At 73.4% G+C, this 22,673-nt stretch carries 22 protein-coding genes and 2 pseudogenes; 14 read left to right on the forward strand and 10 right to left on the reverse strand.

Going from position 1 to position 22,673, the window contains the following annotated elements:
* Positions 1-69 precede the first annotated feature (69 nt).
* A pseudogene (locus PV682_RS38125) lies at positions 70-2,229 on the reverse strand (bifunctional polysaccharide deacetylase/glycosyltransferase family 2 protein); the annotation flags it as partial.
* Positions 2,229-2,822, reverse strand: a complete 594-nt coding sequence (locus tag PV682_RS38130; protein ID WP_319736670.1) for a hypothetical protein — start codon at positions 2,820-2,822, stop codon at positions 2,229-2,231. The pseudogene PV682_RS38125 and the gene PV682_RS38130, both read right to left, overlap by 1 nt.
* 216 nt (positions 2,823-3,038) lie before the next feature.
* Between PV682_RS38130 and PV682_RS38135 the strand changes: the two genes are divergently transcribed.
* A complete protein-coding gene (locus PV682_RS38135) occupies positions 3,039-4,163 on the forward strand; it encodes an ABC transporter ATP-binding protein (protein WP_319736671.1) in 1,125 nt (374 codons plus the stop codon).
* 109 nt (positions 4,164-4,272) lie between these two features.
* Entirely contained in the window at positions 4,273-4,956 is a 684-nt protein-coding gene (locus PV682_RS38140; protein ID WP_319736672.1) for a DUF4389 domain-containing protein, read from the forward strand.
* A gap of 445 nt (positions 4,957-5,401) precedes the next feature.
* On the opposite strand, the gene PV682_RS38145 is transcribed toward PV682_RS38140, so the two are convergent.
* On the reverse strand, positions 5,402-5,761 hold the full coding sequence (locus tag PV682_RS38145; protein ID WP_319736674.1) for an STAS domain-containing protein: 360 nt from the start codon (positions 5,759-5,761) through the stop codon (positions 5,402-5,404).
* Positions 5,762-6,035: 274 nt separating this feature from the next.
* Between PV682_RS38145 and PV682_RS38150 the strand changes: the two genes are divergently transcribed.
* The 4 genes from PV682_RS38150 to PV682_RS38165 are packed head-to-tail and all read left to right on the forward strand — an operon-like array spanning position 6,036 to position 10,117.
* A complete protein-coding gene (locus PV682_RS38150) occupies positions 6,036-6,635 on the forward strand; it encodes a chemotaxis protein CheB (RefSeq protein WP_319736675.1) in 600 nt (199 codons plus the stop codon).
* Complete coding sequence (locus PV682_RS38155) at positions 6,635-8,500, forward strand: CheR family methyltransferase (RefSeq protein ID WP_319736678.1); 1,866 nt, start codon at positions 6,635-6,637, stop codon at positions 8,498-8,500. The genes PV682_RS38150 and PV682_RS38155 overlap by 1 nt, the downstream gene beginning before the upstream one ends.
* A 22-nt stretch (positions 8,501-8,522) precedes the next feature.
* On the forward strand, positions 8,523-9,389 hold the full coding sequence (locus PV682_RS38160; protein WP_319736680.1) for a GAF and ANTAR domain-containing protein: 867 nt from the start codon (positions 8,523-8,525) through the stop codon (positions 9,387-9,389).
* On the forward strand, positions 9,386-10,117 hold the full coding sequence (locus tag PV682_RS38165; protein WP_319736681.1) for an ANTAR domain-containing response regulator: 732 nt from the start codon (positions 9,386-9,388) through the stop codon (positions 10,115-10,117). The genes PV682_RS38160 and PV682_RS38165 overlap by 4 nt, the downstream gene beginning before the upstream one ends.
* Positions 10,118-10,124: 7 nt before the next feature.
* Here PV682_RS38165 and PV682_RS38170 read toward each other — a convergent pair whose 3' ends face one another.
* Together PV682_RS38170 and PV682_RS38175 are read right to left on the reverse strand one after the other, a co-directional pair.
* Complete coding sequence (locus tag PV682_RS38170; RefSeq protein WP_319736683.1) at positions 10,125-11,135, reverse strand: Acg family FMN-binding oxidoreductase; 1,011 nt, start codon at positions 11,133-11,135, stop codon at positions 10,125-10,127.
* A 102-nt stretch (positions 11,136-11,237) separates the two neighbouring features.
* A complete protein-coding gene (locus tag PV682_RS38175; RefSeq protein ID WP_319736685.1) occupies positions 11,238-12,122 on the reverse strand; it encodes a universal stress protein in 885 nt (294 codons plus the stop codon).
* A gap of 347 nt (positions 12,123-12,469) precedes the next feature.
* Here PV682_RS38175 and PV682_RS38180 point away from each other — a divergent pair, with 347 nt between their 5' ends.
* The gene (locus tag PV682_RS38180; protein WP_319736688.1) at positions 12,470-13,489 is read left to right on the forward strand and encodes an Acg family FMN-binding oxidoreductase; all 1,020 of its coding nucleotides are present in this window, start codon (positions 12,470-12,472) and stop codon (positions 13,487-13,489) included.
* 36 nt (positions 13,490-13,525) lie between these two features.
* On the opposite strand, the gene PV682_RS38185 is transcribed toward PV682_RS38180, so the two are convergent.
* The 3 genes from PV682_RS38185 to PV682_RS38195 all read right to left on the reverse strand — a co-directional run bounded on the left by PV682_RS38185 (position 13,526) and on the right by PV682_RS38195 (position 16,955).
* A complete protein-coding gene (locus PV682_RS38185; protein WP_319736689.1) occupies positions 13,526-13,957 on the reverse strand; it encodes an STAS domain-containing protein in 432 nt (143 codons plus the stop codon).
* A 207-nt stretch (positions 13,958-14,164) separates the two neighbouring features.
* Positions 14,165-15,886 carry a sensor histidine kinase gene (locus PV682_RS38190; RefSeq protein ID WP_319736690.1) on the reverse strand — a complete coding sequence of 574 codons (1,722 nt, stop codon included), beginning with the start codon at positions 15,884-15,886 and terminating at the stop codon, positions 14,165-14,167.
* A 613-nt stretch (positions 15,887-16,499) separates the two neighbouring features.
* On the reverse strand, positions 16,500-16,955 hold the full coding sequence (locus PV682_RS38195) for a hypothetical protein (protein WP_319736692.1): 456 nt from the start codon (positions 16,953-16,955) through the stop codon (positions 16,500-16,502).
* A gap of 195 nt (positions 16,956-17,150) precedes the next feature.
* On the opposite strand from PV682_RS38195, the gene PV682_RS38200 reads away from it, so the two are divergent.
* From PV682_RS38200 to PV682_RS38215, 4 genes are all read left to right on the forward strand, one after another.
* Complete coding sequence (locus tag PV682_RS38200) at positions 17,151-17,813, forward strand: phosphoribosyltransferase (RefSeq protein WP_319736695.1); 663 nt, start codon at positions 17,151-17,153, stop codon at positions 17,811-17,813.
* A 118-nt stretch (positions 17,814-17,931) separates the two neighbouring features.
* The gene (locus PV682_RS38205; protein WP_319736696.1) at positions 17,932-18,414 is read left to right on the forward strand and encodes a hypothetical protein; all 483 of its coding nucleotides are present in this window, start codon (positions 17,932-17,934) and stop codon (positions 18,412-18,414) included.
* Between the two features lie 114 nt (positions 18,415-18,528).
* The gene (locus PV682_RS38210) at positions 18,529-18,822 is read left to right on the forward strand and encodes a hypothetical protein (protein WP_319736698.1); all 294 of its coding nucleotides are present in this window, start codon (positions 18,529-18,531) and stop codon (positions 18,820-18,822) included.
* 192 nt (positions 18,823-19,014) lie between these two features.
* Complete coding sequence (locus tag PV682_RS38215) at positions 19,015-19,476, forward strand: OsmC family protein (protein ID WP_319736699.1); 462 nt, start codon at positions 19,015-19,017, stop codon at positions 19,474-19,476.
* A 28-nt stretch (positions 19,477-19,504) separates the two neighbouring features.
* On the opposite strand, the pseudogene PV682_RS38220 reads toward PV682_RS38215, so the two are convergent.
* A pseudogene (locus PV682_RS38220) lies at positions 19,505-19,690 on the reverse strand (DUF1918 domain-containing protein); the annotation flags it as partial.
* Positions 19,691-20,170: 480 nt separating this feature from the next.
* On the opposite strand from PV682_RS38220, the gene PV682_RS38225 reads away from it, so the two are divergent.
* Positions 20,171-20,506, forward strand: a complete 336-nt coding sequence (locus PV682_RS38225) for a hypothetical protein (protein WP_319736701.1) — start codon at positions 20,171-20,173, stop codon at positions 20,504-20,506.
* A gap of 96 nt (positions 20,507-20,602) precedes the next feature.
* Positions 20,603-20,860, forward strand: coding sequence for a DUF1876 domain-containing protein (locus PV682_RS38230; RefSeq protein WP_319736702.1), 258 nt, complete (start codon positions 20,603-20,605; stop codon positions 20,858-20,860).
* Between the two features lie 62 nt (positions 20,861-20,922).
* Here PV682_RS38230 and PV682_RS38235 read toward each other — a convergent pair whose 3' ends face one another.
* Positions 20,923-21,918, reverse strand: coding sequence for a Gmad2 immunoglobulin-like domain-containing protein (locus tag PV682_RS38235; protein WP_319736704.1), 996 nt, complete (start codon positions 21,916-21,918; stop codon positions 20,923-20,925).
* A gap of 218 nt (positions 21,919-22,136) precedes the next feature.
* Here PV682_RS38235 and PV682_RS38240 point away from each other — a divergent pair, with 218 nt between their 5' ends.
* Positions 22,137-22,670, forward strand: coding sequence for a flavodoxin domain-containing protein (locus PV682_RS38240; protein WP_319736706.1), 534 nt, complete (start codon positions 22,137-22,139; stop codon positions 22,668-22,670).
* Positions 22,671-22,673 lie beyond the last annotated feature (3 nt).

Here is a 22,673-nt window from a genome sequence, read left to right on the forward strand (position 1 = left end):
CAGGGCGAGGGCCCGCAGCAGGTCCAGGTAGAGGTCCCGGGCGCCTTTCGCGGGCCGCGCGGACGGCGGCCCGGCGGGGGCGCGCGGCGGCTTCGGTGCGATGGGGGCGGGCAAGGGCTTCGGCGCGGCGGGCGCGGTCACCCGGCCGGTGCGCCGCAGCTTGTGCCACCGCAGGCCGGCACCGCTCACCGCGGTCGCGGCGGAGCGCAGCAGGACGAGGTACAGCAGTTGCCGGTAGACGAGTTGCTGGAGCGGCAGCGCCCACAGGGCCCGCGCCTTCTCCCCGTCCAGCCGCAGCGCGTAGCCCGCGCACAGGGCCTGTGCCGCGAGCAGCCCGCCCCAGGCCAGCGCCGTACGGACCGGGTCCAGGAACAGCAGTCCGTACAGCAGGAACAGGTCGACCAGGGGTGCCAGCAGCGGGGTGACCACCGTGAACAGGACGACGAACACGAACCCGTACCGGCCGAAGTGGCCGGCGTGGCCGCGTTCGACGAGGGCGTGGCGGTGTTTCCACATCGCCTGGAGGGTGCCGTAGCTCCACCGGTACCGCTGCCGCCACAGCTGGCCGAGGGTGGCGGGCGCTTCCGTCCAGCCTCTGGCGCGTTCCTCGTAGACGACGTCCCAGCCGCCCCGGTGCAGCGCCATGGTGAGGTCGGTGTCCTCGGCGAGCGTGTCGCCGCTGACGCCGCCCGAGTGGCGCAGGGCGGTGCGGCGGAAGGCGCCGACGGCTCCGGGCACGGTGGGGATGCAGCCGAGGATGTCGTACATGCGGCGGTCGAGGTTGAGGCTCGTGACGTATTCGAGGTGCTGCCAGGCGCCGAGCAGCCGGGTGCGGTCGGCGACCTTGGTGTTGCCGGCCACCGCGCCGACGACGGGCCGGGCGAACGGCTGGACGAGGCGGTGCACGGTGTCGGGTTCGAAGACGGTGTCGGCGTCCATCATCACGATCAGGTCGTGCGCGGCGTGCGCCACCCCGGTGTTGAGGGCCGCAGCCTTGCCCGCGTTGGCCTGTTCCACGACGGTGACGGCGGGCAGGGCGAGGGCGCGGACGACGTCCGCGGTGCCGTCGGTCGAGCCGTCGTCGACCACGACGATCTGGGCCGGATGCGTGCTGTTCGCCACGGACAGGACCGTCTGGGCGATGCAGGCGCGTTCGTTGTAGGCGGGGATGACCACGCTGACCGGCTCGGTGATCTCCGGGCCCCAGGAGAACCCGGGTCCGGCCCGCACGCGCGCGTGCCGGCGGGCGAGCGTCAGCATCACGGCGGCGCGGCCGAGGACGAGCACCGCCACCACGGCCAGGGACAGGGCCAGGAGCGGAACGATCCGGTCGGCGGCCACGGTCGCCGCGACGAAGACCCGTCCGCTCCACAGCGGGACGCCGTGCACGCGCTGCTGGGTGCCGCCGGCTCCGAGGGCGCCGGTCACGGTGGTGAACCGGTAGCCCCGGCTCCTGAGTTCGGGGACGATCCGCTCCAGGGCGCGCACGGTCTGCGAACGGTCGCCGCCGGAGTCGTGCAGCAGCACCACGGCGCCCTGCCCGGTCAGCGGCCGTACGACCCGTGATGCGATGGCGTCCGCTCCGGGGCGTCGCCAGTCCTGGCTGTCCACATCGACGAGGACGGTGACGTATCCCTTCGCCCCGAGCCGTCGGACCACCGGCCAGGACAGGTTGTCCAGGGCGGCGGCGGTCGACGAGTACGGCGGCCTGACGAGGGTGCTGTGGAGGCCGGCGGCGCCGGCCAGGGCGAGCTGGGTCTGGGCGAGTTCGCGGTCCAGGCGTGCCTCGGAGGCGTTCCCGAGGTCGGGGTGGGTGAAGGTGTGCAGGCCGATCTCGTGGCCGTGGGCGACCAGCGCGCGGACCAGTCCGGGCCGGCGGGCCACCGCCGTACCGGTGACGAAGAACGTGCCGTGGACCGCGTACCGGTCGAGCACCGCCAGCACGCGGGGTGTCCAGACGGGGTCGGGTCCGTCGTCGAAGGTGAGGGCGACGGTGCCGGCGGGGAGGTGGCGTCCGCCCGCGGGGGAGCCGTCCGGGTCCAGCACAGGGCCGCCACCGAGCACCGCTTCGGGGACGCGGTCGGCCGCCACGGAGGAGGGCGCCGTGTGGTCGGCGGTGAAGTCGCCATGGATGTAGCCGTGCAGGAGCAGCATGCCGATGACGACGACGAGCGCGAGCAGTGGGAGCAGGAGGCGTGGCCGACGGGCGGGAGCGGGCGGGGTGGCCATCACGGGGACCCGGTCGCGGTCGGCGTGCGGGGGGTGGCCGACAGGGAGGCGGTGGCAGTGGCAGTGGCAGTGACGGTGGCGGTGGCGGTGGCGGTGACGGACGGGGTGGTCGACTCCGGCGGGCTCGTGCTCGGCGGCCCGGTCGTGACCGGGACGGTACGCGATCCGCTCGGGACCGGGGTGACGGAGGGGTGCGGGGTGGGCGACGGGGAGACGGTCGGCGCGGGCCGCGACGTGGCTGGAACCGTCGGAGTCGGCCACGGGGTCCGCCGTACGGTGCCGGGCGCCTCGGAGGGCACTCCCGGCACCGGGAGCACCGACCGGGGTGCGAACGGTGTCGCCCCGAGGAAGCTCAGGAGCAGGACGGCCGTGTAGGCGGCGCACAGCGCTCCGGCCGTGACGGCGAGGCGGCGCACCACGCGGGCGCGGCGTCCGGTGCGATCGGTGAAGACGGGGGCGGCCGGGTTCTCGCGCGCGGCGGACCGGGCGGCTTCGGGGCGGACGAGGGGCAGTGTGGCCGTGCCGGTCGCGCCACGCACCGCCCGCGCCAGGAGTCGCCGCAGGCGCCGCTTCCCCTCCGTGGACCTCGGCATCCCGCCTCCCCGGCTCGTCGCCCCTCCCCGATACCAGCCTTCTCCGCGCGGCGGCCGTCGCCCAGAGGTCGCCCGGCCCGTTCCGTCGCAGGCCCTTCGGCCGGGGGAAAGGGCCGTCCGGCCTCTGCTGCCGAGCGGGCCGGGCGTCCGACGCTGGAGCCGTGCCGCGGCCTGGGCACGCCCGCGCCCAGGCCGCGGCACGGGGAGGGAGGGGTCATGGCAGGGGTCGCCTTCGACAAGGTCACCCGCCGTTTCCCGAAGACGGACCGGCCCGCCGTCCACGATCTCGAACTGGAGGTCGCCGACGGCGAGTTCATGGTCCTCGTCGGCCCGTCGGGCTGCGGGAAGTCGACCACCTTGCGCATCCTGGCCGGGCTGGAGGACGTCGACTCCGGTACCGTCCGCATCGGCGACCGGGACGTGACCCGGCTGCCGCCGAAGGACCGCGACATCGCGATGGTGTTCCAGAACTACGCCCTCTATCCGCACATGACGGCGGCGGGCAACATGGGCTTCGCCCTGCGGATCGCCAAGATGGGCAAGGCCGACGTCCGGCACCGGGTCGCCGAGGCGGCCGGTGTCCTCGGCCTCTCGGAATACCTGGAGCGCAAGCCCAAGTCCCTCTCCGGGGGCCAGCGCCAGCGGGTCGCGATGGGCCGGGCGATCGTCCGTGAGCCGCAGGTCTTCCTGATGGACGAGCCGCTGTCCAACCTGGACGCCAAGCTGCGGGTGCAGACCCGCACCCAGATCGCGTCGCTGCAACGGCGGCTCGGCACGACCACCGTGTACGTCACCCACGACCAGGTCGAGGCCCTGACCATGGGCGACCGGGTGGCGGTCCTCAAGGACGGCGAGCTCCAGCAGGTGGGCACCCCGAGGGAAGTGTTCCGGCGGCCCGCCAACGCGTTCGTCGCCGGGTTCATCGGCTCCCCGGCGATGAACCTCTTCCGTCTCGCGCTCACGGGGTCCGGTGTCGCCCTGGGCGGGCTGTCCGTCCCGCTGCCCCGGCCGGTCCTGGACGCCGCCCGTGGTGAGGGGGGCACGGAGATCACCCTGGGGGTCCGTCCCGAACAGTTCGCCGTCCTGCCCCGCGAGGACGCGGACGTCCCGGGGTGGGAGGTGGTGGTCGACGCCGTGGAGGACACCGGCGCGGTCACCTACCTGCACACGACGGCCGAGGTGGGCAGGGAGGCCGTCCAGGTCGTCGTCCGCGCGCCCGGGCGGGAGAAGTGGGCCAAGGGGGAACGGCTGCGGATCACGCCGCGCCCGGACGCCCTGCACCTGTTCTCCGCGCGCACCGGTCTGCGGTTCCCGGACGCCGGTCCGGATCGCCTTCCGTGAGCGGCCCGCCGGCACGTGACGGCAGCTGCCTCGGTGCGCTGTGCGGCGTCCCCCTTCCTGTCCCCGTTCCTGGTCCTGTCCGATCCCGATCCCGAGGAGAGCGAGAACCATGACATCGCACGCGTCCCCGCAGGCAGCCCCGCCTCCGGTTCATCCGGTCCGGCTCACGGCCGTCCTCGACGCCCGGCTGTCGCGCTGGCTGTGGCTGGTCAAGTGGCTGCTGGCGCTCCCCCACTACCTCGTGCTCGTCGTGCTGTGGGCGGCCTGCGCCCTGGTGAGCGTGGTGGCGTTCTTCGCCGTCCTGTTCACCGGCCACTATCCGCGGGCCCTGTTCGACTTCACCGCCGGTGTCCTGCGCTGGAGCTGGCGGGTGGGCTACTACGCGGGCGCCGCCCTGGGCACCGACCGCTACCCGCCCTTCACGCTCGCCGACGTCCCCGACTACCCCGCGCGCCTGGAGGTGGCCTATCCCAAGGAGCTCTCCCGCGGCCTGGTCCTGGTGAAGTGGTGGCTCCTCGCCCTTCCCCACTATGTGGTCCTGGGCTTCCTGTGCGGCGGTCCGAGGGTGCTGTGGGCCTCGGGCGGCCTCATCTCGGTCCTGGTGTTCTTCGCCGGGGTCGCCCTGCTGTTCACCGGGGTCTATCCGCGCGGCATCTTCGAGCTGGTGACCGGCCTCAACCGGTGGACGGTGCGGGTCCTGGTCTACGCTCTCCTGCTGACCGACGTCTACCCGCCGTTCCGGCTGGACCAGGGCGGCGCGGACCCGCAGGCCGTTGCTTCACCACCCGTGTGAGCCCGCAATGCCGCGGCAGCCGGCCCACGAGCACGCCGCGCGGGCGGCCCTCGTGCCCGGGGCCCGATGCCGGGCCCGCGCGGCGGCCGGGGGGACACCCGCGACGACGGCCTCCCCGGCCGGCCTCGCGCCGGCCCGGCGGGGCGGGCCCCCCCGGCCCGCCCCTTCTTTCTTTTCCGAGGAGCCGCCGCAGCGGCCCGCGCCGGTCCCTGCGCCGGCGCCGCCCCCGAGACGTGTCCGCTCCCCCGGGCCACGGCAGCCCGGCCCGGCCGTGCGGACCACGGCGGGGAGGCCCTGCCCCAAGAAGAACCTCGCAGCCGTCTGTCTCACGGGCACGTCCCCCACTCTCGCCTCCCGGACGCCGCCCGGGCAGGTACCGACCGGCTCGTTCCGGGGGCCGACCGGCCCCATGCGCTCCCGGCCGGACGGGGCAAGGGGCACGCGCTCAGTCCGTCACCGCAGGCCCGTCGAGCGCGTCGTCCAAAGTGGCCGCCAGGGCGAAGACATGACGGAGCTGCACACTCCGGAGCATGGTGAGGATCATGGGATGGGGGCAGACGAGTGTGAGGTGCCCGCCCCGCTCTTCGACGCGTCGACGGGCACGGCACAGCAGCCCCAGCCCGTAGCAGTCCATGAACTCGACGGGAGCGAGGTCGATCACGACCACGGGGGTGCGGCCACGGGTCGCCGCGTCCAGTTCCGGAGCGATGTGGACGGCCGCGGCGATGTCCACTTCACCGCGAAGTTCGACGACGGTACGTCCCCGCGTCCGGTGAACGCGCACGTACCGGGTGGACGTGGACAAGGAGGCATCCCTGAACATGGGAAGATCACCAAGAATTCAACGAGCTGCCCGACCCGGTCTCCGGGCGGGCGTGGGCAGGGTTCCCGCCGTCACCGGGGACAGGGGTGACGCGTGCGACGATGTCAGGGACAGGGTGGACCGTGCCGAGGGCATGTGCACCTCGCACGCCGGCCGACTCACCTGTCAGGACGGAATTCGCCAATTGTGCTTGACACGTTCGGCTGAAATCAATGCGGGCGCCACACTCCGTGGACACTCCGCTAAGCTCGCCCCTGTGACGATCGACCCGTCCCAGGGGGACGAATACGCCATCGTCGCGGTTGCCTCGTCGGCCGGTGGCATCCACGGTCTGAGCGTGCTCCTGGGGGCGCTGGGCCCGGCCTTCCCCGTGCCCGTGCTGGTGGTGCAGCACCTCGACCCCCGGCACAGAACGGTGATCGCCGATATCCTGTCCAAGCGGTGCGCCCTCCCGGTCACGCTCGCGCGGGACGGGGAGCGGGCACTGCCCGGCGCCGTCCACATCGCTCCTCCCGACCGGCACCTGCTCGTCGGCGCCGACGGCGTGATGTCGTTGTCCGACGCCGAACTGGTCCACTTCTTGCGGCCCTCCGCGGATCTCCTGTTCGAATCCGTCGCCGGCGCCTACGGTCGGCGGGCGATCGCGTGCGTGCTCACCGGAACCGGCAACGACGGCGCGATGGGTGCCGACGCCGTGAAGTCGCGCGGCGGCACGGTGATCGCGGAGAATCCTCTGACGGCCGAGTTCAACGGAATGCCGCAGGCTGCGGTAAACACGGGGGCGGTGGACTTCGTGCTACCTCTTGAGGAGATCGCGTCCGTCATCCGCGGACTTGTCGAGACCAAGAGGCAGTGATGGACGAATCTGAGCAGGGACAGACCGACGAAGCGCTGGAGGGACTGCTCGTCTTCCTCAGGGACGCCCGCGGCTTCGACTTCACCGGATACAAGCGCTCCACCCTGGGACGGCGCGTCCGCAAGCGGATGACCGATGTCGGGACCCGCTCCTACCAGGACTACCAGGATCTCCTCGAAACCAGCGCGGGAGAGTTCGGCGCTCTCTTCAACACGATCCTGATCAACGTCACGTCGTTCTTCCGCGACCCCGACGCCTGGGACTTCCTCCAGCACCAGGTCGTCCCCGAACTGCTCGCCGACCTCGTGCCGGACCAGGAGGTCAGGGTGTGGAGCGCCGGATGCTCCAGCGGCGAGGAGGCATACTCCTTGGCCGTCATGTTCGCGGAGGTACTCGGTCTCGACGAGTGTCTGCGCCGCGTCAAGATCTACGCCACCGACATCGACGAGGAGGCGCTGCGGCAGGCCCGTTCGGGCCTGTACCCGGCGAAGTCGCTGGAGTCCCTTCCCGCCGCGCTGCGCGAGACGTACTTCGACCAGAACGGCGCGCAGTACAGCTTCCGGCCCGACCTGCGGCGCCGGGTGATCTTCGGCCGGCACGACATCACCCGGGACGCTCCCATCTCCCGGCTCGACCTGCTGGTCTGCCGCAACACGCTGATGTACTTCAATGTCGAGGCCCAGACCCAGATCATCGACCGTTTCCACTTCGCCCTGCGCAAGAACGCGCTCCTGTTCCTCGGCAAGGCCGAGATGCTCCTCAACGACGCCGACCGCTTCGACGTGGTCAACATGCGGGAGCGGATCTTCCAGCGCCGCGCGGGCGACTCCGGCCTGCCCCACCACCCGGCCCCTTCGAAGGGCCGGGCCGGTGCGGGGATCGAGCTGCATTCGATGTCCCGCAGCCGGCAGCTGCGCGATCTGGTCCTCGACGCGGGACCGACCCCGTCGATCGCCGTCGACGACGACGGCTCCGTGGTGGTGATCAACAGCCAGGCGCGGATCCAGTTCGGGCTGGCCTCCACCGACGTCGGCCGCCCCTTCCAGGACCTGGAGATCTCCTACCGGCCGGTCGAACTCCGCTCCCTGATCGACCAGTCCACGCACGAGCGGCGCACCCTGCGGGTCAACCGGGTAGAGCGCAGGACGGGTGAGGACCTCCAGTACTTCGACATCGTCATCCAGCCGCTCGCCGGCCCCAGCGGACTGCACGCCGCCACCGCGATCTCCTTCCTCGACGTCACAGTGCCCACCCAGCTCAAGGCCGAGATCAAGCGGGTGCGCGAGGACTTGGAGACGGCGTACGAGGAACTCCAGTCCACCAACGAGGAACTGGAGACCACCAACGAGGAACTCCAGTCCAGCATCGAAGAACTGGAGACCACCAACGAGGAACTCCAGTCCACCAACGAGGAACTGGAGACCACCAACGAGGAACTCCAGTCCGGTAACGAGGAACTGGAGACCATGAACGACGAGATGCGCATCCGCACCGAGGAACTGGACGAGGCCAGGGCCTTTCTGGAGGCCGTCCTGACCAGCATCGAGGCGGGTGTGGTGGTCCTGGACCGCGACCTGAAGGTCAAGGGCTGGAATCGCGGTGCGGTCGATCTGTGGGGGTTGCGCTCCGACGAGGTCCTGAGCGAGAAGTTCTTCGCGCTGGACTTCGGTCTGCCCACCGAGTTGCTGCAACCCGTCGTCCGTGCCTGCCTGAAAACCCGCGAACGCACCGGTCCGATAAGCCTCCAGGCACTCAGCCGCATCGGACGGTCCATCACCTGCGACGTGTTCTGCTCTCCGTTCGACGGCCACAACGGCGGTGTCGTCCTGCTGATGGAGGAGAGTAGATCCCCGGACCTCGACTGACGGGACGTCGTAAGCTTCAGGTATGAACCCGCCAGGTCGTGACGAACCTCGTAGTCCGGCGGCGACGGCGCGCGACCGCGCCGTCCGGGCTCTGGAGCGTGCGCAGCGGGCAGAGGCGTCCGCCGAGCGCCATGAACGGCTGGCCGAGAGAACCGGCAGTGAGGTGTTCGCGCAGATCGCGCAGACGCAGCGCCATACGGCCGCGTGCCACCGATCGTCGGCGGCTCTCCAGGAGTCGTTCGCACGGCGTACGGCGGAGTGGACCGGGGAGGGCACCTGGCCCCGGTTCATGGCCGGCGTGGCCGATGTCTGTGGTTCGGACAGCGCGGCGCTCATCCTGACAGACTCCGGCCACAATCAGCTCGCGGTCGCCGTGTCCGACGAGCGGTCCCGCGCCGCCGAGGACCTGGAGTACATCCTGGGCGAGGGGCCGTCCCGTGACGCGGCGTCGGAGCTCCATCCCGTCGAGGCGACGGGGCAGGCTATCGGGACACGCTGGCCCGCCTACGGTTCGGCTTTGTTGTCCCTCGGCATCGTCTCGGTGACCGCCGTCCCGATGCGGACCCGCGACAGCTGCATCGGTGCGCTGGCAGCGTTCAACACCCGGCCGGCTCTCACCTCTCGTGCCTGTCTCGCCGATGTCGCCGCTGCCCTCGTCCGCATCGTGCTGCTCGGCCCCGACGCCGATCCCGGCCTCTACGGCGGCACCGATCTCCGAGCGACCGTGCAGCAGGCCGCCGGCATGCTCTCCGCGCGCATCGGCTGCGGCGCCGGTGACGCACTGGCACTCATCAAGGCCCGCGCGTTCACCGACAACGTGTCCATCGAGACGATCGCGGAGAGCATTTTGCACAGGCGGGCGGAACTCGACTGGGGAGAGGCGCTGTGACACCCGAACAACGGCTGGCCGATGTCTTCGTAGCGTTGGCCGGTGGCACCGCGGACGGTCCCGCCGACATCCCCACGACCCTCGCGGTCCTCGTACGCAGCGGCTCGGCCCTGCTGGGCGCCGGTGCCGCGACCGCGGTGTTCTCCGCCTCGGAGGGCGAGACCACCCACGTGGCGGGTTCCGATCCCGAGGTGGCACGGCTGGAGCGCGACGCCGTGGCCCTGTGCGAAGGTCCCGGTCACGACTGCCGGTCCGCTTCCGGGCGGAGAGTCCGGGCGGTCCTCGACAGTGGTCCGGCCCGGCAGCGCTGGCCGCACTACGCTCCGCGGGCGCTGCGGCTGGGCCACCGCCGTGTGGCGGCTCTTCCGCTGCGCGAGCCGACCCGTTCGTGCGGCGCGCTCGTGCTGCTGTCGGACGATCCGCGGTGTGTCTTGTCCGAGGAGAGCCTGGTGCTCGGTCAGTCGTTGGCGGATTTCGCCTCTGCGATCTTGCGGCGCGCGCGGGAGGCAGACCGCAGCCGCGCCCTCACCGCCCAGCTGGAACGGGCCCTGACCAGCCGGGTGGTCGTGGAACAGGCCAAGGGCATCCTCGCCGTGCGCTGGACGGTCACCGTGGACGAGGCGTTCACCCGCATACGCCGGCATGCGCGCGCCCACCAGCGGCCGCTGCACGATGTCGCGCGCGAGGTCGTCGAGGGAGGTGCCGGTGCCGACCTGACCTGGGAGTGACGCCGGGTCAGCCGGTCGCCGGAGCCAGGGTCTGTGCGGGGCGGCGGCGCGGGCAGGTCCAGGAGTCCTGGGTGCGGCCGAGCCGCAGGATCAGCTGGGGAAAGCGGTCTCCCGTCAGCCTGTCCTGCACCTCCGCGCGCAGCGAGGGGAATTCCAGCGGCTGGGTGTGGAAGGCCGCCTGCACGCCGTGGGCCGCGGCGCACAGCAGGACCCGCTGGAGGGCCTGCCCCGCCCGCAGCCAGTCGGCGCGGGTGTCGTAGACGGTGGACAGGACGGTGACCGTGCCGGAGCGTTCCGTCCACCGGCGCATCCCGCTCGCGCACTCGGTGAGGCGGCCGGTGTAGTCGCGCCCGGCGAGGAACGTGCGGTCCGGATCGAGGCGGCAGGCGTCGTGGGGCACGCGCTCCGGCCACGGCCGTACGGCGGGGCCGGATCCCCCGGCGATCTCGGAGACGTGGCCGGGGGCGGCGCGGTGCGCGGACTCCGCTTCCCGTACCGCCGCCGCGAGGATCCTCAGCTTCTCCGGGTTGTCGATCGTCTGGAGCAGGGCGCCTTCCGCGCGGGCGTGTTCTCGCAGTTCCTCGACGAGGGTCCACGGCAGGGGCCCGGGGCCGAACGGCCCGCGGTGCGTGTGGCGCATGGTCATCGCCCGTTCCAGTAGGGCCACCTCACGGGTCAGCGGGGCGTGGGCGCCCCACCGTACGCGGGCCAGGAAGTCCGGGCGCGCGAGGTCGGGGAGGAGGGTCACCACGGGCCGGAAGCCCAGATGCCGCACGGCGACCCGCACGTTGAACAGCGCCGCCCCGCAGCTGATGACCATCTGCCGGCCCCCCGGATCGGTCAGGGGCAGCCGGCGTCCGGGATCGGCGTGCAGTTCGAACCCGTGGTCCCCGCCCTCGTCGACGAAGGACCAGGGCTGGGTGTTGTGCACCGAGGGCGCGGTGCCGGCGGCGCGGGCGAGGTGGAAGGCCGCGTGGCCGGGCCTCGCGGAGACGGGAGTTTCGTACGGCGCTGACATGGTGTTCCACCCTTCCGTGGACCGTCTCCAGCGTCCCGGTGCGGCGGTACGGGCCGACAGGGGCCGTCCGGCCCTGTGTCCGGGCCGGTGGGGCCGCCGGCTTCAGGTGTGCGGGACGACGGCGACGGGACAGCCCACGTGGTGCAGCACCGCGTGCGTGACCGCGCCGAGGTACGGCCCGGAGCGGCCGTCCCGGGTCCGCCGGCCCACGACGAGCAGGGCGGCCCTGGCCGAGGCGTGCGTGAGTTCGGCGGCGGCGCTCCCCTCGGTGACCGTCTCGGTCACGGTCACCGCCGGGAACTTCTCGCGCCACGGTCGCAGTGCCGCGGCCAGTGCCTGTTCCTGCCGTGCGCGCAGCTGCCCGGGTGGCGTGCCGTGGGCGTTCCCGCCGTCCGGGGCGCGGTAGGTGTGCACGACGCGCAGTGCGCTCTCCCGGCGCAGGGCGGACGCGAAGGCGAACGCGACCGGTTCGTCGCACGGGTGCGAGGTGTCCAGTCCGAGGACGACGTCCCGGTAGGGCAGGCCGGGGATCTCCTCCGGCGAGACGCCGTGTGTGGCCGGCAGGTGTTCGGCGGCGTACGTCACCCCCGCGCGCACGAGCACCACGGGAGCCGTCGAGCGGGCCAGGACCCGGTGGGAGACCGATCCGACGACGAACCCGTGCAGCCCGCCCAGTCCCCGGGAGCCGAGCACCAGCAGATCCGCCCGGTCCGCTTCCGCGGCCAGGGTGTCGGTCGCGGCGTCCCGCACGAGCCGTTCGACGACCGCCAGCCGGGGATGCCTGGCCCGGACGCCGCAGGCCACCCGGTCAAGGGTGTGCTCGGCCTGTTCGTGGGCGGCGGCGGAGCGGCCCGGGGTGAGAGGGCGCGGCCACACGTGGACGATCCTCAGCCCGACCCCCCGTCGCAGCGCTTCCCCGGCCGCCCAGTGGGCGGCGGCCAGGCTCTCCGCCGATCCGTCGATCCCGGCGGTCACGTGACGCTGCATGATGAGCACCTCCCGGCCCGTTCCGCGGCCACTCGGAGCGCTCCCGCGTGCGTCGCAGCAGCCGCGCGTCCCGCAGGGCGCTCAGCGTGAAGGCGACACCCGCCGAGCCCGCCGCGAGCAGCGCGTAGGGCCCTCGGCCCGTCGGCCACGCCGGTCCACGCACGGTATGCCCCCTCTCGGCCGTCTCCTTCCAGGGCATCACGGAGCGCACCGCGCCACAGGGTGCCGTTGGGGCCACCCCGGGGTGCCGGACGGCCCCTGCCGCGGGCGGCGCGCCGTCAGCACACTGGGCACCGTCGCTTCCCCGGCCCACCGGCCCCGTGGCACGGGGCGGGAAGGAGGTCCCGATGTGGTCCACGGCTCTCGGTGCTCCCACGGCACAGACCCTGGTCTCGGCGGCCGTGGCGGCGCCGTCCGTGCACAACACCCAGCCCTGGCGGTTCCGCCTCGCCCCGGACGGCACGACGTTCGAGGTCCGGGCCGCGGCGCACCGCGGACTGCGGCACGCCGACCCGACGGGCCGCGCCCTGCATCTGTCCGTCGGCTGCGCGGTCCTCAATCTGCGGGTGGCGGTGGCCCGGCTCGGCCGGGAGCCGGTGACCAGGCTGCTGCCCTCCCCCGGTGAGCCGGAGCTGCTCGCCACCGTGCGGCTGGGCGGTCCGGCACGGGGTGCGCCGGCCGCCCGGCTGTACGAGGCGCTGTGGTACCGGCACAGCAGCCGGCTGCCCTTCTACGACGTGCCGGTTCCCCTGGCGGTCCTGACGGAGCTCGCCGAGGCGGCGCACTACGAGGGCGCCGTGCTGAGCCGTCCCGGTCCGGGCGAGACGGAGCGGCTGCTGCGGCTCACGTGGGACGCCGAGCACCGCAACACCGCCGACCCCGACCGGGCCGCGGAGAGCCGTCACTGGGTGCGCGAGCCGGACGGGGAGCGGCTCGGCCTGCCGCCCGGTGTGCTCGGGCCGCAGGACTTCCGGGAACGGCTCCCCCTGCGGGACTTCGGCGCCCACCGGCACCCCTCGGACCTGCCCTCGCGTCCGTTCGAGCGCAGGCCCTCGCTCGCCGTGCTGTCGACCGCGCACGACCGGCGGACCGACTGGCTGCGGGCGGGGCAGGCCCTGGAACGCGTCCTGCTGGTGGCCACCGCCCACGGGCTGCGCGCGTCCCTGCTGCATCAGGCTCTGGAATGGCCCGACCTGCGCGAACAGCTCGTCCCCGGCGCGGACGGCCGCAAGGCGCACGCGCAGATGGTGATCCGGCTCGGCTACGGGCCCGAGGGCGCGGCGACACCGCGCCGGCCGGTGGGCCAGGCGATGGACGAGGACCTGCGGGATGCCACCGGCCCGCGGGTCCCGGCCCCGCCGGAGTGAGGTTCCGGCGGGGCCGGCGCCTTCATGGACGGCCCGTCACCCGGTGCGCAGCCCGCCGCCTGCCGTACCGGTCACCGGGGTGTCGTGGCCCGGTCTCGGGGGCGTCGCGCCCGGCGCAGGGTCCGCTTCGGGGACAGTGGTGTGCACGGTGGTGTCCGGGCCGAGACCGACCAGGTACAGGAGGCGCCGATGCAGCGGATCGGTGACCACGACGGCCAGGTGGTGCCGGGCGGCGCTGAGCCGCACGGCCGTACGCAGCAGGGCGTTGAGGCCGCTGCCGTCGATGAAGGTGACGTGCCGCAGGTCGACGACGGTGTCGGCCCGCGTGCCGGGGGTGCCGTCCAGGAAGTCGCTGCCGGGAGGGGCCGCGTGCACGTCGATCTCGCCGTGCAGTTCCACGAACTGCCGTCGGCCGTCCCACCACCGGCGGACCGTGTGGGACGGACCGCCGGTCCACCACTCGGGCATCGTCGCCTCCTCTTTCTCTTCCCGAAGCCGTTGGAGTGCTGCGGATTCGCCGTCCCGGTCGTGTTCCGCTCCCGTCATACCGGCAGGGGCCCGCCGGGCAGGAGGGGCCGGTCGGCCCCGCTCTCGGCCCTTGGGGCCACCACCGGGGGTGAAAGGGCGCGCGGGGGCGTCCGGCGGCGCACGCCGCAGGGGCGCGGCGGCGGGCTGTCACGTTCCGGGTGTCGTGGGCCGCGGTCGGCCGGTGAGGGGGACACGCCAGCGCAGGCGGGTGCCGCCCCCGGGTGGTATCTCCACGACGAGGCCGCCGCCCAGTGCGGCTGCCCGGACCTCCAGGTCCGCCAGTCCGCCCAGGACCACGCCCTCGGGAATGCCGGTGCCGTCGTCGGTGACGTCGACGGCCAGCATCCCGTCCCCGGCGACGAGACGGACGTCGACGGACCGGGCACGGGCGTGCCGGGCGACGTTGTCCAGCGCCTCGGTGAGCATCGCGGTCGCCTGGTCGGCGACGGGACCGGACGCCCCGCCGTCCGGTACGCCCTCCATCCGCAGGACGGGTACCAGGCCGAGGGGCCCTGCCGCCTGCTCCACCGTCGCCGCCACCCTCGCCCACAGGCTCGGTGTCCCCTGGTGCTCCCGCAGGCGCAGCCTCAGGACCGCCGAGCTGATCAGCTTGATCGTGGTGTCGAGGTCGTCGACCAGCCGTGCCATCCGCTCGACTGCGTCCGGCGGACGCTTCACCAGGCGCCGCAGCGCCGCCAGCCCCATCCCCAGGGCGAACAGCCGCTGTACGGCGACGTCGTGCAGGTCGTCCATGACGCGTTCGCGCTCCTCGTCGGTGGCGGTCCGCCGCGCGCGCTTCCTGCGCTCGGCGAGTTCGATGCCGACGGCCGCCTGGGCGGCGAAACCGACCAGCGGGCCGGTCTCCGCCGTCCCGAAGGGCGCGCGTCCCTTGCCCCGGGCGAGCAGCAGGACCCCCCGGGCCGACCCGGCGACCCCCAACGGCACGAGGACGGCCACGCCGAGTCCCAGTTCCTCGCCGACGTGCAGTTCGCGGGCGAGGTCGTCGACGGCGACGGCCCCACGGCCGGTGAGCGCCGTCGCCAGGAGGCCCGCCCGCGGGAGCGGTCGCAGGCCGGCGAAGAATTCCGCGCCCTCGCCGACGGAGACCGCCGTGCGCAGCGCCCGGCCACCGTCCGTGCGGACGAGGACGGCTCCCAGGTCTGCCGAGACGTTGCGCAGCGCGTGCCAGGCGACCATCCGCAGCACTTCCGTCTGCGTCCTGTCCGCGAGCAGAGCGGAGGTGATCTCCGCCGCGGCGGCCAGCCACGTCTCCCTGCGGCGCGCTTCCTCGTAGAGCCGGGCGTTGTCGATGGCGACGCCGGCCGCGACGGCGAGCGCCGAGACGACGGCCTCGTCCTCGGCATCGAACTCGGGCGCGCCGCGCCGGTTCGTCAGGTACAGGTTGCCGAAGACCTCGTCGCGGACCCGGATGGGCACCCCGAGGAAGGACCGCATCGGCGGGTGGTGTTCGGGGAAGCCCCGGAAGTCGGGGTGGCCGGCGACGTCGGCGGTCCGGACCGGTTCCGGGTTCCGGATGAGTGTGCCCAGCAGGCCGTGGCCCCTGGGCAGCGGGCCGATCCGCTCCTGGGTCTCCTCGCTCATCCCGACCGGTACGAAGGCCGACAGGCGCCGGTCCTCCCCGATCACGCCGAGCGCTCCGTACTCGGCGTCCGCCAGGGTCACCGCCGCCTCCACGACGCGGTGCAGCACCGGAGACAGCTCCAGTCCGCAGCCCACGTCCAGCACCGCCTGGAGCAGGGACTGCACCCGGTCGCGGGTGCTGCGGACCGCGCCGATGCGCGCGTGCAGTTCGTCCAGCAAGTCGTCCAGTCGCAGCCTGCGCAGCGGTCCGCCGCTCTCCGTGCTCACGTTGGTCTCCCCACCCTCGGTCGACGGCTCGACCGGGCCCGCGCTCTCGACGGAACCGGGTACGGCACCGGTTCCCGCGAGCGGTCGGCCGACTCGTCGTGTACCAGGTCATCGATCGCCCCCGTTCCCCCTCGGCCGGGCACCCGCGACGCGGGACGGCACGGTCGGACACCTCGGGGTTTTGGGGCGGGGGCGCACGGGGTCGCGGGAGAGGGAAGGCGCCGGGGCCGTGGGGGCCGGGCACGGGGGCAGCACGGCGGGGACGAACGGTCCCGGACTCCGCCGCCGTCGGTACTGCGGACGGCACGGCGCTGAGGGTTCTCCTCACGGCACGTCATCTCCGCTGCGCTGGTCGTGCTGATCCGGCCGGGGTCCGGGGCGCGGACCAGGAGCGTAAGGCCGTCGCGCCTCCCGAGAGCGGCGCATTCCCGACAACCGACGTCCGACCAGGACGTCACAGGCACGAATACGCCGTACCGACCAGGCCCGCAGGGCGATCCGGCCCCCTTCCTCTCAGCCGAACGCATCAGACGCGTCCACGTCAGCGCGCCTTGGGACGGCCCTCCCAAGGCGAAGCATTCGGTGCGCGCGCCTGCGGACCGGCGAACACCCGTCACAGAGCGCGACCGGCCGGCCCTCGGCCGACGGGGACCGGCGCCCGGTCGGAAAGCCGGTCGGCGACCGCCTCGCCGCGCGGCCGGTCCGGCTCGAGCGGGACCGGCGGAGGCTCGTCGGCGCCGACGAGCGCGAACGCGAGGCCGTGGCGGTCCGCCAGCAGACGGGCCATGCACAACAGTCCCAGGCCTCCGCCTCCCAGCCGGGGAGCCCGCCGCAGATCGACGAGGACGGCCGTGCCGCCAGGACGGATCGCCGCGTGCAGCAGGCGGCCGAGGCCCGGTTCCGCGGCCGGACCGATCTCGCGCAGCACCTCGATGACGAGGCATCCCCCGTGGCAGCGGATCGCGACGGGCAGGGGGGCCGACCGGGGTAGGGCCACCCGCACCGCACCACGGACGCGGCGCAGGAAGACCGTCGGCCGACGCAGAGGGGTGAGCCTGCTCCACGCCATGGAACCTCCCTCTGTCGGTCGTCCCGCCGTAGCGGCCACAGCGCGCGGACAGCCGTCACACTGGCGCCTGCGGCCTTCGCCCGGAATGGTCCGATGGTCCCCCGCCGGGACCCGGTCGCCCCTGACCGCGTCGACCGCCGACGGCTCGGATGGAGGGATGATGCCGGACGGCATCCCGCAGCGAAGGAGGGGCCCGTGCGGTACGACGACCGTCGGGCGGCCGGACGACAGCTGGCCGGACACCTGGGGTTCCTGCGCCAGCGTCTCCCCGTGGTGCTCGGTCTGCCGCGGGACGGGGTGCCCGTGGCCTACGAGGTGGCCCGGGCGCTGGACGCGCCGCTCGACGTGCTGGTCGTCCGCAAACTCGGGCTGCCCGGACAGCCCGAGGTGGGCTTCGGGGCCGTCGGGGAGGACGAGGTGCTCCTGCTCGACGACGGCATGATCGCCCGGGCCCGGCTCACGGCCGCGGAACGCGAGAGCGTACTGCGCGCCGAGCGGGCCGAACTCGACCGGCGTCTGCGCCTGTGCCGTGCGGTACGCGAGGCTGTCCCGCTGAGCGGACGCACCGTCGTGATCGTGGACGACGGACTGGCCACCGGGGTGACCGCCGAGGCCGCCTGCCGGATCGCGCGTCGGCGCGGGACGGCCGCGGTCGTGCTGGCGGTGCCGGTCGCGGCCGAGGCCGCCGTCCGCCGCCTGCGCACCGCGGCCGACGCCGTGGTCTGTCCCCGGGCCTCGCGCCTCCTCGGCTCGGTAGGTGCCTGGTACCGCGACTTCGGCCAGATCTCCGACGCCGAGGTCACCGAGCTCCTCGGCCGGGCTGCGGCGTCCGGCGCGCAGCCTCCACGTGCCCGGTGAACCGGACGGCCGCCGGATCGGACCGATCGGCCCACCACGTCCGCGGAAGCCGCGCGGTGTACTGGAAGCGGGGCAACTCCCCGTGTTCTTCCGGACATCAGGAAGGAGGGAGAACACCATGAGCGCCTCACGCATGCGGCGCGGTGTCGCGACCGGAGCCCCGGTCCTTCTCGTCGCGCTGCTCGCCCCGGCCGCCGCGGCCGGTGGCACCGACGCGGCACCGGCGGCTCACCCGGTCCGCAGCGGCAGCACCCTGTCCGCCGTCGACCGTGTGGCCGACTTCTACGGCGTCTACATCGACGTCCTGCACGACTCCGGTCACGGACGGCTCAGCACCTCGCTGCGCCAGCACTACCTGACCGCGAGCTTCCGTCGTGCCCTGGTCCGCTGGGAGGCGGTGCACCACCAGGACGGCATGCTGCGCACGAAGGACGTCCCCGTCCAGTGGTCCGTCTCCTCCAACGGCACCGGCTCCGGCCGCTGCAGGAGCCTGGTCACGCTCACCTGGACGACCCCCGGCGGTCCGGTCCGCCACACACATCTGCTGGTCCAGTCCGACCTGGCGAGCAAGCTGATCTCCGGCGTCAAGACCGTCAAGTGACCGTCCGTTCGTGAACAGGCCGCCCGGTGCCCCGGTCGGGGCCGGTCGGCCTGTTCCGCTCCGTGCCGCGGACCTGCATGCTCGACCACTTGGGCGGGAGCGGAGGTGGTGACGGTGAGCGGGATTCCGTGGTGGCTGCGCTCCCGTCGGCGTCCGTCGGCGTTCCTGGAGCTGACGTGCGCGCAGCGCACCGTGGGGGTGGAGGCCGCCCTCCGGCTGCCGAACGTGATGATGCTGGTGGTCGAGGACGCGTGTGCCCGGATCGCCGAAGAGAGCTGGCAGCGCCGCGGACCACGGCGTTGGCGTCTGCACGCCCACCGCAGCTGGCGCCAGGAGGGGGAACAACTGCGGGAGAAGCGGGCCCGGATGAGGGACCTGGCGGTGGAGTGCCTCGACGGCCGGGACTGAGACGCCGGAACGGACCGCGCCCCGTGTACGCGCCCCCGCACACCCTTCGTGCGCCTGTCACGGGCCGACCGTCCCCGTGGAAGGGCCCGACCGGCCCGTTCGCGGACACGGCTCTCCGTCCCAGGATGAAGTTGTCGGCCCGCCCGGCGCCGCGCCCGTACCGGCATCCGCCGCACCCCAGGGGGTGGTCCCATGAACCAGCTCTCACCAGCCCGTGACACCGATGTCCCCACGCTGCGCAGGGCGCTCGCCGGGCCTCCCGGGCGAGTCGAGGTCACCCACGTCGCGGACCGGGCGTTCGCCCTCTTCGTGCGTGACCACGAACTCACCGTGGACGAACCGGTCGAGGAAGGCGGCGACAACGAGGGGCCCACCCCGCTGGAGCTCTTCGTCTCGGCACTCGCCTCCTGCGCCGCGTCGGACGCGACGCGCTTCCTGCGGCTCCTGGACCAGCCGTACGAACATCTGCGGGTCAAGGCCGACTTCACGCTCGCCGAGGGACCGGCACCGCGCGTCGCGGCCGTCCGCCTGCGCGTCCTGCCGCCGGCGCCGCTCACCTCGGTCCTGAGGCAGAGCCTGCGGGCCGTCATCGACCGCTGCGCCGTGCACAACAGCCTGTGCGCCCCTCCCGGGATCACGGTCGAGATCGGCTGAGTCGGGGACGTCAGGTGCGATCCCCGCGGGCGGTCCGGCGTATGTGCGCGTCGGGGCCGGGGAACACCAGGGTCACCTCGTGCGTGTCCGACCAGCGCACGTCGTAGGGGGGCGTGCCGTCCTCGTGGTGCAGTCCGACGATCTCTCCGTCGCGCCGGGTGACACCGGTGGTCGGGCTTTCGACGACGAGGATGTCACCGACTCTGGCTCGCATGGTCACCACCTGCTTCCGCGGACTGTTCCCGTTCCTGCCCCGGCCGCCCTCCCCCGAGAGTGCCGGCCCCGCGGGTCGTACGGGGATCCCCTCCGACGACGATGTCGTTCCCCGTTCCGACCGGTGCGGACCCGGCACCGGGGTGGGCGGCCCACCCACTTTTCCCGAGAGGCCGCACGGGCGGCCTCGTACGGCATCCGTTCCGGGAGGAACGGCGTCGCCGTACGTCTCACGGGCACGTCTCCCACCGTTTCATCCCGGGGGACACCGGAGCATGGGCCGAACGGCTCACCTGCCGGTCCGAAGGGCCCGCTTCCCCGCGTGCGCCGTGTGACGAGCGCCCTCTCCAGGAAAGTCCGGTCGGTCCCTGGCACAGGCTCACCGCGCGCGCAACGGTGAGAGGGAGGGAGGAAGGAGCCGGCCTCGGCCCCCTTTCCCCCGGTCCTGCCGTTCCATCACGCCAGAAAGGCGGCACAACCCATGTACGCCTTCGGAATGCTGGCGTTGCTCGGTCTGGCCTCGTTGATCGTCGCGCAGGTCGGGCACCGCTATCTGCAACTGATACCGGAACTCTGGGCGTTCGCGTTCGTGGCCCTCGGTGTCGGCGCCGCGTGGCTGGCCGACTTCGACCTCTTCGGGGCCTGGAACCTCACCGTGCGCAACGCCACCATCGGCACCACCCTCACCGGGCTGCTCATCGCCGGCTGCGCCTGGTTCTGGTACGAGGTGCTGCGCTTCCTGTCCGGTCTGTCCCGCAAGGTCACCGACCAGGCGGCTGTCCTGGAGAGGGAACAGCACCTGCGCCGTGTCTCCTGATCCGACAGGGCGGGGCCGGCCGGTTCGGGAGGCCGGCCCCGTCCACGGCCCCGGACACCGGGGCCCGCTCCGAACGGCCGAGAGGAAGTGCCCACGATGGAAGCCAAGGAGTGGACGGTCCGCATCTATCTGACCCAGGAGGGCGACGAGACGCGCGCGCGAGCCGTTTTGACCACGCGTGACACCTCGAAGCTCACGGGCCGAGGACTGGCCCGGCGCAACCCGGTCGACCGTCCTGTCCCGGAGATCGGTGACGAACTCGCCGCGAGCCGTGCCCTGGAGGACCTCGCGATCCGGCTGCACGACGTCGCCGGCGACGACATCGTGCAGTTGACCGGCCCGGTCCCGGTGTGACGGGTGTGGGCCGGGGGCGTCCGCCGCCCCCGGCCCACCGACCCGGCTCCCGCCGGCGGCGGTCACCGCAGGAGGTTCAGCGGGACGGTGTCCTCGATCACCGGGCGGCCGTCCTTGGGCGAGTTCCAGTACGCGGTGAGGGTCCCGGCGCCGGAGCGGGCCGCCCGGTAGGGGATCGTCACGTCGAACGTGCCGCGGGTGCCGGAGCCGGAGGTGGCCGTGACCCGGACGTCTGCCGCGGTGTGCTTGGCCGCGTCGGTGAGCTTCAGCCGGAGCGTCCCCTCGAAGGTGTTGGCGCTCCCCCACACCCGGATCGGTGTGCGGACGGTGTCGCCGATCAGCGGCGACTCGACCAGGACGAGCGGCGCGAGGTCCTCGAAGTCGGCGCGGCCCACGGGGTGGTCGAGGACGATGCCCTCGCCGCCGAAGACCGTCACCGGCTTGCCGTCGAGTGCGAAGCCGACCTTCTCGATCGACGGGAAGCGGGTCGCGGTGAACACGACCTGCGCGAGCCGGGCCCGCATGGAGAGGCTTCCGCCGCCGTCGTCGTAGCGGCCGGTCAGGTCGACCGTGGCGACGTGCCGGCGCACCACGACGGAGCGCAGCCGGGTACCGGCCGGGATGGCGGTGGTGCGGCCGTGGTCGCGTTCGTAGCGGTCGGGGCCGGCGAGGAGCGCACGCAGGGCGCCGGCCGCGGTGGTGGGCGCGGTCACGGTGCGCGGGGCGGGCGAGACCTGCTCGCCGTGCAGGAAGTACACCGAGGTCCGGATCCGGTGCGGTCCGGTCCCGGGGGACATCGGCATGCCGGAGCCGCCGGGTGTCCCGACGGCACCGGGGCACCCGGGCGTGCCGCGACCGTCCGGGGAGCCGGAGCCGCCGGCGGTTCCGCCGCTCGCGCCGTCCGTGGTCCCGGCGTTCCCAGTGTTCCCGGTGTTCCTCTCGGACGTGCCGCCGGTGCTGTTCCCGCACGCCGTCGTCAGGGACGCCGCCAGGGCGACGGCCGTGGCGAGGAGCAGGGGGCGGTGGATCCGGCGCGTGGCCGGTTTCGCGGTGCTCATGGCGGACTCCTCCCGACGGTTCCATCCGACACCTCCCCCTCACTCACCCCAAGTGCCGGACGGGCAGGGGGTGTTGGTCCGCATGGCTCTTTCGCGGGGTTCCTCCGTACGGCGGAGAGGGCCGTACGGCCCCTGCCGGGCGGTGCCGTCGGCGGCACAGGGTGGCGTCGGCGCACGGTGCACGACCGCTGTGCGCGGGAACGGATGGAGGTGAGGCCATGGACGTCCTCGTGGGATACGCGACCGCGCACGGCTCCACGCGGGAGATCGCCGAACGGATCGCGTCCCGGCTGTGCTCGGCGGGACTGAGCGCCGAGGCCCGGCCGGTGGAGTCGGTCGACGACGCCGACGCGTACCGGGCGTTCGTCCTCGGCAGCGCGGTGCACGGCCAGGCATGGCTGGTGCCGGCCCGGGACTTCGCGTACGACAACCTCGGCGTCCTGGCGACGCGGCCCGTGTGGCTGTTCAGCGTCGGGATGCCGGCCGCGCTGCGCGGGCCGTGGCGGCGGCTGGCGCCGAAGGAGATACCGCTGATCCTCGCGGCGCTCCCCGACGGTCTGTCGTACCGAGAGCACCGGTTGTTCTCCGGCGTCGTGTCACGCGACCAGCTGTCGCGCGGCGGGCGGCTGCTGTTCCACCTCCTGGGCGGCCGGTTCCGCGACTACCGGGACTGGGCGGCCGTCGAGGAGTGGGCGGCCGGCATCGCCGATGAGCTGAGGCACGGGCCGTGGGCCGGTGAGGGCCGGGGGTGAGGT

Source organism: Streptomyces niveiscabiei, assembly GCF_033794345.1.
Taxonomy (GTDB): Bacteria; Actinomycetota; Actinomycetes; order Streptomycetales; family Streptomycetaceae; genus Streptomyces; species Streptomyces niveiscabiei.